Here is an 11,355-nt window from a genome sequence, read left to right as displayed (position 1 = left end):
GTCCTGGCCTCGCTCATGTGGTTCTGCGCCCCTCTGGGGTTGTGGATCAGTGAACTGAAAGGAGGACGAGCCCTGTTGCCAGGGCCGCCAGGACGAGAGCGACGAGCAGGGCCGACCCCACGGCGTAGCCGAGGTAGAGGGTCCTGGCGCGGCGCGGGTACGCGGCGGCGGCCGGTCGGTCGCGCAGCCGCAGCCGCACGTACCGCCCGCTCTCCGGGGCGAGGCCCGAGACACGCAGCGCGTGGCCGAGCATCGTGTAGCCGTCGAGCGGAGGCAGCGGGAGGAAGTTGACGAGCGCCTGGACGCTGCCGAGCAGCAGCAGCCCGGACAGCACGCGGCGGGTGGGGTCCCCCGGTGGGAGCGCGGCCCACCAGGCGAGGAAGGGCAGCAGGAACAGCAGATTGGCGTAGGCACCCGCGGCGGCGACCGCGAGCTGGTGCCATCGGCTGCGCAGATAACGGTAGTTGTCGACGGTGCAGTACATGACGGCCACCGGGAGCCGCCAGCGCAGCCCGATCTCGCCGACGGTCCCGCCGTGGTGGCGCGCCGCGACGCCGTGGGCGAGTTCGTGGAACGCGGTGGAGAGCCAGAGCAGGGTGCAGACGGCCACCAGCGCGACGGGCTGCCGGACCAGCCACCAGGTGTCACGGGCCAGTTCGGGCAGGTGCGCGGCGAGCAGCACCTCCATCGCCGCCAGCACGGCGGTGAGCGGGAGCAGGACGGGGGCGCGCAGGACGGGGCGGAGCAGCCGGTGCAGTCGGCCGGTCGTGGCATGGGCGTCGGCGACCAGCCGCAGGGTGCCGCGGAGCACGGTGCCCTCGAACGGTCCGCCGGCGCGGGGCTCCGGCGCGGCGCGGGGCGGCCCCCCGGCCAGCAGGCCGCGCGCGCCGAGCAGTTGAAGGAGGCGCTGCCAGTGCGGAGCGGCGAGCCGCTTGCCGTACGCCGTGGCGTACTCGTCGCCGATCTCCGCGAGGCTGCGGACGCCGTCGAGCCGGGAGATCAGGAAGTACTCCTTCTCCCCGACCTCGAAGGAGGCGTTCGCCGCCGGCTCCTTGATGAGGTGCACGGTGGCGGCGCCGCGCAGCAGCGCCGGGCTGAGGAGGATGCCGGGTCTCAGCGCCGGTGTGTGCGAAAGGAGTTCTCCCGGGGGTGTGCTCATCGGGCGGCCGTCCGGGGGCCGGGTTCCGCGGCCCCGGCGGGGGTCTCCTCCTCGCGCAGGACCCGGCCGAGGACGTGCGAGAGGTACGCCTCGTCGCGGATGGTGACATGCAGCCGGTTGTTGGTCATGTGCATGTACGGGGAGAGCAGCAGCGGCAGCGCGACGGCGGGGTCGGTCACCCGCTCGTCCCGTGTGCCGTCCCAGGAGCGGAACACCAGCTCGCCCCGGACCGCCAACTCCTCCGCCCGCGCGCGCAGTTCGAGGCAGTGTTCGGCCCAGCCGCGCAGGAAGACGGGCAGCCGGTCCAGTTCGCCGGTGCGGATCGCCCGCCGGATCGCGGTGAAGCGGCGGGCGAGGCCGGGGGCCATCTCCGCGTAGTTCCGGTCGTACTCCTTCGAGCCGATGAAACCGGTACCGGGGAACGCGGTGTGCCAGAACTCGTAGTAGCGGTCGAGGTAGCCGCCGAGTTCCTCCCGCTCGGGCAGGAAGCAGCCGGCCATGACCATCATCAACTGGGCGGAGGTGCCGAGCAGTACGGTGCGCAGGTGCAGGTTCATGGTGCGGAAGGCATCCATGACGAGGATGCTGGAGTGTGCGAAGTGCCATTCCGCCAGTTCGATCCCGGCGGGCCCGCCGTACTTGCCGTACTCGGGCTCGTACGGTTCGTGGGAGAAGGAGTTGTTGGGACGGAGGTTCATCCGTCCTTCGGCGTCCATGAAGGCGCCGCGGTCGCCCTCCGGGAACTCTATCTCGAACAGGGTGTTGTAGAACTCGTTGAGGAATCCCGAGTCGACCTCGTAGAGTGCGGGCCGCTTGCGCAGGAAGCCGGTGATCGCTTCCTCGGCCCTGCGGACGACCTCGTCGGTGGCCGCCGCGTCGGCGGGCTTGAGCCGGAGCCGGACGTGCGGGCCCTCCAGCCAGTAGTTGATGAAGAAGTGCCCGGCGAGCAGGCCGTCGGCGGTGAGTTCCGCCACCAGCGGCCGGACGCAGTTGACCAGCAGGGGCTGCGGGTTGGCCGCGTAGAAGATGTGGAGGGCCTGCCAGTCGCCCGAGGGGCCGGCGCCGGGAACGGGGGTCAGCTCTGGCATGTCGGTGCGTCCTTGGTCGATCGGTCCGTGAGGGAGGGCTCCGTGGTCGGCCGGTCCATGAGGGGTGGCTCCGCGGTCGGCCGGTCCGTGGCCGAGGTGAAGGTCTCCACGGCCAGTTCCGCGACATGGTGTCCGCGCGCCGAGCGGACGTGCAGACCGTTCTCGGAGGGGAGCATCTCGCGCAGGACGATCCGGTCGTCCGGGTGGTTCGGCAGCGCCTCGAAGGCGGTGAGGGAGAGCATGCTGTCGAAGTCCACGTACTGCGGTTTGGCGCCCGCGCCGCCCCGGGGGCCGCTGGACACCGTCGCGAAGACCCGGTCCGGCAGCGCGTGGGCGCGCCGCCAGCGCTGCCAGGCGAGGAACCGGTCCTGGTCCGCGCCGGAGGCCGTGCCGGGTCCGGGCCGGTGCACGGGCAGGGCGCCGGCCGTCGTGGTCCAGCTGCGGCGGCTGAGGACGACGTCGCCGTGCGTCACCCGGGGGCGCGAGGTCACCCCGTCGCGCGCCTCGCCCTCCGGGACGCCGCCCCACACGTCCAGGGGCGCCATCGAGGTCGGGGACATCAGCAGCAGGGTGCGCGGGATCTCCGGCAGGGCGAGCGGCACGAGGTAGCCGAGGTACACGGGGATCACCTCGCGGCCGAGCCGCGTCGAGCGCAGGACCAGCCGGTCCGCGGCGGTGTCGTGCTCGACGTACAGGTCGTCGAGGTGGATACGGCGCTCCTCGGGGACGGAGCTGGACTCGCCGGGGCAGACGATCTGGTGGCCGGTGAGCGGGCTGTGCAGATTGAGGTTGCTGGTGACCGCTCCCCCGGTGATCTCGGCCAGCACCGCGCCCTCGGGTGTGACGGCGGAGGCGGTGTCGCGCAGCGCCCGGGAGAAGGATCCCGCGGGTTCCTGTCCGTCCGGTGTGTCGTAGACGTGGGTGAACCGGCTGAAGGGGAAGGAAAGTCCGCCGTAGGAGCGGTTGAGCACGATCAGCGGCGCGCCGTCCCCTTCGGTACGCGCCAGTTGCAGATGGTGGCACTGAGGTACGAAGTCACCGGCGACGGGGGCGAGTTCGTCGGCGACGAGCGCGAGGTCCCGCTCTCCGAGCCGGAGGTCCGCCGCCTCGTCGCCGCGCCCGTCCCACGCCGCCCGCATCCGGTCGATGAATACCCGCCGGGCCGTGTCGATCGCGCGGATCCCGGGCAGGCCGAGCCAGTTCTCCTCCGGGACATAGGCGCCCCGGTCGTCGAAGGGGCGCCGCTTGGCGGCGAACGTGAGGTACTGGTCGAAGAAGTCCTCGTGGAAGTCGTGGACGAGCCCCAGGATGTCGTCGCACCGCCCGCCGCTGCCGTAGCGGGCCAGGAAGAACCCCTTGAAGGTGACGCGCTGAGCCAGTGTCAGATCGAAGGCGGGCAGGACCCGTTCGACGGAGCGCAGGGCGGACCCGCCGGAACGCCCGCCGTCCGGTCCGGCCCACGCGTCGAGCGCGCAGGTGAGGTCGCGGCCCGCGCTGACGTCCTCGTACAGCAGGGTCTGCGGCAGGGTGGCGGCCTCGCCGCCGCTCAGTCCGCGCTGCGCGGCCCGCAGTCCGGCGCGCAGTTCCCGCAGCAGCTCGGCGCGTTCGGCCCGGTCGGCCCCGGGGAAGCGGTCGATGGCGCGCAGGGGGCCTTCGAGAGCGGCGGCCAGCCCGTCGGCCCAGGGCCGGCCGAGGGCGGTCAGGGCGCTGCGGAAGGAGCGCAGCGGATCGGGGCTGTGGACGTCGGTGTCCAGGCACGGGACCCGGACCATGCCGAGCTGGAGGAGCGCGGCCACATAGGTCTCGCAGAGCTCGGGCTCGGCGTCGTGTTCGGCGCGCAGCCGTTCGACGAGGTCGCGGTAGCGCGGCTCGGCGTCCCCGTCGAAGAGGCCGAGCAGCCGGTCCAGCGTGCCGCTGCGGCGCAGGAAGAAGAGCCGGTCCTTCACCGCGTCGAAAGTGACGGCGGCCGAGTCGTCGCCCGCCGTGATCCACTGGCGTACGTATCTGACCCGGTCACCGTCGCGCTCCCAGCCGGAGGCGAGGCGTACGGGCAGATCGCCCCGCCGTTCGGGGTCGGCGAGGACGAGTTCGGCGAACCGCGCGAGGACGACGACGTTGAGCCGGACATGGCTGGTCCACCCCTCACCGAGGTGGACGGCGGCCGGGTCGCCGCGGTGCTCGCCGCCGTCCGCACCGGTGCCCTGACCGGCGTCGCGTCCGGCGTCATGTCCGTCGTCGCGTCCGTCGTCGAAGGTGCCGGCGGCGACGGCGGTGAAGGTGCTGAAGGGGCTGGTCTTGCACGCCGTCCGGTAGAGGTACGAGAGCACCGACCGCTCGATCTTCCGCATCCGCTTGTCGGGCACCGCCCCGGGACCGGCCGCAGCCTGTGCCAGATAGCCGTCAAGCTGCCCCTCCAGGGTCGGGGAGGCGAGCTGGAGGCCGTGGCGCAGCCGGTCCTCGGCGAGGAGCCCGCGCAGCGCGGCGCGCGTCCTGGCGAGGTCCGCCGCGAGCAGCGGCGCGCCCTCGGCCCGCAGTTGCTCCAGCAGGCGGCGGTCCCGCAGCCACTCGGCGACCGGTTCCACCACGCTCGGGTCGAGCTCGCCGACGAGACGGAGCGCGGCCTCGGGGTCGGCGGGCAGCCGGTTGTTGAAGATCTGGCGGCGCAGTGCGAGCAGGCGCCTGCGGTGCCCGGCGCCCGCCCCGTCCGGGTCCGTGTCGGTGGTGCGCACGAGTGCGTGGAGGCGGTCGCCGAGCGCGGCGCCCCGGCTCCGCAACCGCTCCTCGGCCGCCAGGACCTCGTCCGCCCAGCGGCGGCTGTCCGCGCAGCGCAGCGCGCGCACGGACTCCACGGGCAGCCCCGCGACGCGCAGCATGAAGCGGCGCCCGGGGTGCCAGGTGGTGTGCGCCGGGCGTGGATCCGTTCCGGGTGTCATGACAGATTCCCCCATCCCCGGTCAGACGATCTCGTAGCGGAAGTCGGCCGGTTGCGGCCGCTCGTTGCCGAGCAGCATGATCAGCAGCGGCTTCTCGCCGGTGCGTTCGAGGCCGAGCTCCTCGATGTACGAGATGTTGTCGAAGCCGAGGGCGACACCGGCCCCGAGCCCGAGGGCCGTGGCGACGGTGTAGAAGGTCTGGGCGACGGCCCCGATCACGCCGTTGACCAGCCGGTATCCCCGGTCTCCCACGGCGTCGAGGACGGCGGTGGTGCGGATGGTCGGGACGATCACCACGCCCGCCTGTTCGAGGTTGTAGTTGGAGAGGAAGTAGTTGCGCTGGAGGAAGGGGCCCGGCGGGCCGGGGACCACCGGGCGCAGCGCGTGGGTGGCGGGATCGTAGGCGTACGCGCCGGGCTCGACGCCCTCGACATGGTTGACGAACGCGTACTGCGTGACGAGGTCCGGTGCGGTGCCGTCCGGTTCCGCGGGCCGTTCCGCCTCGCTGCCGAGGGAGGCGTCGGCGCAGGCGCTGAGGGCGGCGCCCAGTTGGGCGGGGGTGACGGGGCGGCTCGCGTCGAAGCGTCCGAAGCTGCTGCGGCGCTCGCGCAGCGCGTCGCGCACGGTCACCGGGGGCAGTTCGGGCGCGGGCAGCGGGACGGGGGTGCCGGTCGTCTCCGGGGTCACGGCGGCGGCCGGCGCGAGCGCGCCGGGCGCGGGACGGTCGGTGGCGGCTTCCGCCGTCGCGGTGTGAATACGCCGCAGGGTCTCGAAGTCCAGGACCGTACGGGAGCGTTCGCTGTCGGTGTGCCGTACGGACGGAGCCCCGGCGGCAGGGGCCGGTGCTTCCTCGACGGGCGCCTCCTCGGCGGATGCCCCGTCGACCGGCGGCGCATCGGCGGAAGGCTCCGCGCCCTCCCAGGTCAGCGGGACGACGGCGAAGATGCCCTCTTCCTCGTTGTTCACCCCCAGCAAGCGGCTCAGTCCCCTCTCGTCGAACCACAGCGACGGTTCGACGCTCAGCCCCTGCGCGCGGGCCCAGAGACGCCAGGTCCCGAGGATCGCGCCGAGGTCCATGCTCACCGCGTGGAACGAAAAACTGTTGTATTTGAACGCGTTCTGCCAGTACTTGATCCCGAGGACGAGGAACTGGTCCTGCCGCCCGTCCGGGTCGCCGAGTGCCGCGCGCAGCTGCCCGGACACATCGCCGGTGAGCAGCCGCTGCATGGCGTGGTGCGGGGCGCTGTAGTAGTGGATGCCCGGCGCGCGCGGACCGCTGGGGCCGGAGACCCAGTACACACTGACCGGGTACAGTCCGCCGCCCGAGGCGGTGCCGCGCGACCAGTTGGCCTGGGTGTAGTGGGGCAGCGCCGCGAGGTCGGTGTTGGTCTGGACGCCGAGCCTGCGGCCGGTCAGCCCGTAGGAGTCCCGCAGCATTCCGGAGAGGGTGTCCAGAGTGAACGCCTTCGGTGCCGTGGCCGGGGCGGACGGCCCGGAACGCGGTCCGCCCCGGCCCGGACAGCCCGCCGCCAGGGTGGCCGCGGCGGGGACGTCGGGGTCGGGCAGCGGAAACGACTCGACACCGGGGTAGAACTTCGTCTTCCTCGGCCGGTCCGCCCAGTCGGGGACGAAATCGGCGGGCTCCATCGGGATCCGGCCGCGCAGCATGATCGCGGCGGCGTAGTCATGGGCGTAGCCCATGGGATCCTCCTCTCTGCTGGACGGTGCTCGGCTGGACGGCGGTGGGTTCGGGGCGGCCGGCGCGGCGGCGGGGCGGGCCGGTCATGGGAACGGGTGGGGGGCCGGGTTGAGGTCCTCGGGCAGCAGATCGCGCTCGCGCAGTCCGGCGGTACGCAGCGCGGTGCGCAGCCGGGGCATGGTGCGGGCGCGCTGCCGTGACCAGCCGAAGTCGATCGGCAGGAGTCCGGGGACGAGCACGCTGACGGTGTGCAGGCCGAGTGCGCGCTGTTCGGGCATCGTCTGGTCGACGACGACCACGTCGAATCCGGCCGAGGCGACCGCGTCGACGCAGCGCGTCAGGTCCTCCCTGAGGTCCGGGGAGGCCGTGGCTCCGGAGGGGTCCGGCCAGCTCAACTCGCCCACCGCGCACGAGGGTTCTGCGGGAACGCCGCGCCGGTGCGGGGTGCCCGGGTCGAGGAGGAAACCGGCGTGCCGGCCCATCTCCGGTACGCCGTAGACGAGCGGGTGGTCGTGCAGGGCGGTCACCCGGTCGAAGTCCCGGGCCATGGCGCGTAGTCGGGGCCCGTCGCGCTCGGTGCGTTCCTGGAGGTTCACGGCGTCGGTGGCGATCTCGCAGAGCGCCGAGTCCAGCGCCGATTCCGGGTCGAGCCCGGCGCCGGCGCCGAAGCACATCCGGCCGGGGCCGCCGTCGAAGCGCTCCGCCACGGCGGTGACGACCGGTACGGGGAAGGTGATCCGGGTGTCGAAGAACCGGGCGCGGTAGCCGTACATCGCCAGCCGGTCGACCATGTGGCGGGTGGCGGGGCGGGCGCTGGTGGCCGGGTCGATCTCGGGCAGGGGCTGCTGCCCGTACCAGGTGAGCAGGAACGCGTCGCGCTCGATGACCTCCATGAGCCCGAAGTAGACGGCCTCCTCCAGGCAGCCCCCCGAGGCACAGCCGTTGGAACTCTCCTGGACGAAACGATTCTCCAGACCGGGGGCGTGGTAGTACGTCAGCACCTCGGGGACCAGGCGGGGCCGGTCGTCGCGGAGCGAGTACCCCCACACCCAGGGGATCTCGCGGTCGGGCGCGAACGGGCGGACCCGTGGGTTGGCGGTGTAGAACTCCTCGGCGTACAGGCCGACGTCCCTCGGGTCCACGGCGTCGGGGCCGAACGCGTCGAGGGTTCCGGTGACGCTGGTGACCCGGGAGCGCGCCCGCATCCCCGCGTACCGCTCCATCCCCTCCAGGACGCCGATGCGGTTGCTGCGGCCGTACGAATCGGCGTGGCCGCCCCAGAACGTCTCGCGCAGATAGTCACCGGCGCGCATGGAGAAGCAGCCGATGGTCGCCGAGGTGGAGGTGGACGAGATGTCGTGGACGACGGAGGGACCCAGCGCGCCGCACACCGGGTTGGCGTAGGCCGCCACATCGATGGCGTACGACTCGACGGGGCGCAGCCGGAAGGCGCCGGGGCGGTGTTTGGGCGCCGGGCGCAGGGTGATCCGGGCCGCCTCCGCGCTGTCGTTACGGGGGGTGGCGCAGCGCGGGCACTCCGGGTCGGGCACCAGGGGGTAGCGCCGTACCGCGAGGGTGCGCAGGTCCAGGAGACGGATCTCCGGGAACGGCTCTTCGGAGGCGGCGGGGGCGGTCCCGGCCACCAGAGCGGTGATCAGGGCGGCGAGGGCGTCCGCCGCGAACGGCACGGCGTAGGGCCACGCGCCCGCCGCCCGGGTCTCCCCGCCGCGTTCCAGGGCGTCGCGCAGCGCCACCGACCGTACGGACTGCCAGCGGCGGGCCAGGCAGTGGGCGCAGCCCCCGGGAGCCCCGGTGCCGCCGGCCCCGGGCAGGGGGCCGACGACGGCGTGCCCCCCGTACACCTGGACCGGGACGGCGGACTCCGCGAGAGGGGCGTCCTCGGTGGGGGCTCCGGGCGCGAAGGCGTTGTGCGCGCCGAGCCCGGTGAGGGTCACCGCGGGGCCGCCGAGTCCGTCGAGTGCGCGGCGCAGCGGGCCGCGCAGTGCCCGTACCGCCGGGGTGTCGCCCGTGCGGTGGCCCGCCTGTTCGTCCTCGTCCGGGGGCGCGGCGAGGGTGCTAGACGCCACGGGGCTCCTCCGTGGTGAGGAGGACGCGGGCGGTGCGGAGTCCGGCGGCGGCGAGGTCGGGCGAGTCGGTGTCGAGCCACAGCGCGTCGCGGCCCGCCGCCTTCAGCCGGTCGAGCACATCGGACCAGGTGGTCCGCGCGCCGGCGGCGGCCGGGCCGGAGTCGAGGTCACCGGCGGGGCGGATCGTCGACGCGTCGAGGTCGCGCAGCAGCGGATCGCCGGTGTCGAAGGGGGCGGCGGTCTCCTCCGCGCCGAGCTGCACCTCCCCGAGCAGATCGCGTACGGCCGCCGCGGCGGCGCGCCGCCGGACGGTGTCGCTGCCGACGGCCCATCGGCCGGCTCCCCTGGCGAGCAGCACATGGACGCCGGAGCGGTCGCCCTCGCCGAGGTCGAGCAGTTCGAGGCCGACGTCGAGGACGGCCGCGGACCGTACCAGGAAGGTGAGTTCGGCGTCCTCGCCGTCGTCGAGGGCCTCCGGTGCCCATCGGAGCGCCGGGGCTCCGCGCAGCGCCCGGCCGAGCGCGTCGTGGGCGAGGGCGGAGAGCAGTCCGCCGGCGGCGGCGTCGGCCGCCGACGCGCCCGCGCCGGTGCCGGCGGCGGACGGTTCGAAGAGCCGGTCGCGGTTGTGCGGCCCGAAGGTCCGTACCGCCGCCGCGGGCACCAGGACGCGCTCCCCGCTGAGCAGGGAGGTGGCCCGGGTCCAGGCGGTCACCCGCTCACCGTCCGGCGCCCCGCCCGCGGCGAGGACGAGCGTGCGGGGGTCGACGATCCGCGTCTGTACGGTGTCGAGCTGGTGTGCCGTCACCACACCGGTGGTGGGGACGACATGTTCGGCGTACACCCCGGCCGCCGCGTTCAGGGCGCGCAGCCGGGCGCCCGCGACATGGTGCACGTCGAAGGCGGCGACCCGGCGCCGGACCCCGTGCCCGAGGCCGAACTCGACAATCGTGGCCTTCAGCGGGATCTGGGTGAGCGGCTCGTCCGCGAACCGGGTGAAGACGCCCGCACGCGGCCGGACCAGGGTGGAGCGGCGGTTCAGCTCCGCCACGAGTTCGTCGGCCTCCCGGGCCGTGGCCACCGTCGGCATCGGCGGGGTGCCGCTGCCCACCGTCCCGAGATCCACGGGGAGTTGACCGGTCGGCTCGGTGCCGGTGTCCGCCGTGGGCGCGGTGGTGCCGGCACAGAGCGGGCAGCGGGGGTGCGGCAGCAGGGGTTCGGTGGTGACGTCGAGGGACCGCATGTCCTGGATGACCAGGTGGCCGGCGGTCTCGGCGGGCAGGGCGCCGGTGGTGCGGCGGAAGATCTCGTACCCCAGCAGATTGCCGAGCATCGCCGACAGCGGCCTGCTGGGGAGTTCACCCACCGGCGCGGCGCCGGGCAGCGCCAGGCCGTGCCAGATGTCGGCCGCCGCCGCGGCCCCGTCGTGGGCGCCGAGGCGCAGCACGGCGCAGGACCAGCAGCCGGCGGTGTCCGCCGTCATCAGCGGCCCCACGACGGCCTGTTCGCCGTAGGACCAGGCCGGGAGCAGGGTACGGCCCTCGGGTACGCCGACGCGCAGCAGCGGGAAGAGCCGGCCGGGCGCGGCGGGACCGCCGGTCGTCACGACGATGTCGTACGCGGCGAGATCCGCCCAGCCGAGCGGGGCCCCGGTGGCGTCGGGGGCGATCCGCGGCAGGTCGACGGGGCAGCCGTCGGAGGCCGCTTCGCGCGCCTCGGCCTCGATCGCCGCCAGGTTCTCGGCGCCGAGGGCGGGCTGCACACCGATGGTGGCGCAGCCGTTGCGGATCAGGCTGAGCACACACCAACGGGCGACGAGGTCGTCGCCGAGGACGGCCACCCGCGCGGTGCGGAAGCGCTCGAAGCGGCGCTCCGCGTCGTCGGAGTAGTGGTCGATGTAGGCGATCTGCGGGGCGAACCGCCGGGCCGCGTCGGGCGGTGTCCCGGGGGCGTCGGCGCCGGGCTCCGGGGGCGGGACGGGGCGGGCGAAGTCCCGTTCGTAGAGGCTCTTGACCAGCTCGCCCACCATGGCGCGCTGCTGGTCGCCGAGGCCCCGGCAGATGTCGGAGACCGAGTGCTCCCCGGTGAGATGCGGGACGATCAGTGTGGCGAAGCGGTAGGCGGCCTTGGCGGTGAGCTGGAACCCGCCGTCCGCGTTGTGGAACAGCACACCGTCCGGTGTTTCGGTGAACAGGACGTCGCGGCGGATGCGCGGACTGGTCGAGGCAACGGCTTCGTAGGTCGCTGAGCCCATGAGAGATGACACCCCTGGATACGTGGTCAAGGTGGCCTGATCGTGCGGGAGTTCGAATGTCCGGGTTCTTCGGGGATCTCCGGGGATCTCCGGGGATCTCCGGGGACGAAGATCCCCTGAGGCCGGGTCGTCGGGGGG

At 73.7% G+C, this 11,355-nt stretch carries 6 protein-coding genes; all 6 read right to left on the bottom strand.

Features of this window, described 5'->3' with window-relative positions; translation table 11 throughout:
• Positions 1–46: 46 nt before the first annotated feature.
• The gene (locus tag ACFXKG_RS34575) at positions 47–1,159 is read right to left on the bottom strand and encodes a peptidase M50 (RefSeq protein WP_384847381.1); all 1,113 of its coding nucleotides are present in this window, start codon (positions 1,157–1,159) and stop codon (positions 47–49) included.
• Positions 1,156–2,247 carry a lantibiotic dehydratase C-terminal domain-containing protein gene (locus ACFXKG_RS34570; RefSeq protein ID WP_384847379.1) on the bottom strand — a complete coding sequence of 364 codons (1,092 nt, stop codon included), beginning with the start codon at positions 2,245–2,247 and terminating at the stop codon, positions 1,156–1,158. Before ACFXKG_RS34570 ends, ACFXKG_RS34575 begins: the two co-directional genes overlap by 4 nt.
• Entirely contained in the window at positions 2,235–5,180 is a 2,946-nt protein-coding gene (locus ACFXKG_RS34565; protein WP_384847377.1) for a lantibiotic dehydratase, read from the bottom strand. The genes ACFXKG_RS34570 and ACFXKG_RS34565 overlap by 13 nt, the downstream gene beginning before the upstream one ends.
• A 21-nt stretch (positions 5,181–5,201) precedes the next feature.
• Positions 5,202–6,881, bottom strand: coding sequence for a nitroreductase family protein (locus ACFXKG_RS34560; RefSeq protein ID WP_384847375.1), 1,680 nt, complete (start codon positions 6,879–6,881; stop codon positions 5,202–5,204).
• An 81-nt stretch (positions 6,882–6,962) separates the two neighbouring features.
• Positions 6,963–8,966: a TOMM precursor leader peptide-binding protein gene (locus ACFXKG_RS34555; protein WP_384847373.1), complete on the bottom strand. Its 2,004-nt coding sequence runs from the start codon at positions 8,964–8,966 to the stop codon at positions 6,963–6,965.
• Positions 8,956–11,217 (bottom strand): TOMM precursor leader peptide-binding protein, encoded by a 2,262-nt coding sequence (locus ACFXKG_RS34550; RefSeq protein ID WP_384847371.1) that lies wholly within the window; start codon positions 11,215–11,217, stop codon positions 8,956–8,958. Before ACFXKG_RS34550 ends, ACFXKG_RS34555 begins: the two co-directional genes overlap by 11 nt.
• Between the last annotated feature and the right edge of the window lie 138 nt (positions 11,218–11,355).

The organism is Streptomyces sp. NPDC059255, from assembly GCF_042752355.1.
In the GTDB taxonomy this organism is placed as follows: domain Bacteria; phylum Actinomycetota; class Actinomycetes; order Streptomycetales; family Streptomycetaceae; genus Streptomyces.
The sequence above is the reverse complement of the archived record's forward strand: the minus strand, read 5'-3'. Positions and strand labels throughout refer to the sequence as shown.

What these genes read in the sequence shown, in the direction of transcription:
- ACFXKG_RS34575 (WP_384847381.1), bottom strand. Translation starts at nt 1,159, where the DNA reads ATGAGCACACCCCCGGGAGAACTCCTTTCGCACACACCGGCGCTGAGA.
- ACFXKG_RS34570 (WP_384847379.1), bottom strand. Translation starts at nt 2,247, where the DNA reads ATGCCAGAGCTGACCCCCGTTCCCGGCGCCGGCCCCTCGGGCGACTGG.
- ACFXKG_RS34565 (WP_384847377.1), bottom strand. Translation starts at nt 5,180, where the DNA reads ATGACACCCGGAACGGATCCACGCCCGGCGCACACCACCTGGCACCCC.
- ACFXKG_RS34560 (WP_384847375.1), bottom strand. Translation starts at nt 6,881, where the DNA reads ATGGGCTACGCCCATGACTACGCCGCCGCGATCATGCTGCGCGGCCGG.
- ACFXKG_RS34550 (WP_384847371.1), bottom strand. Translation starts at nt 11,217, where the DNA reads ATGGGCTCAGCGACCTACGAAGCCGTTGCCTCGACCAGTCCGCGCATC.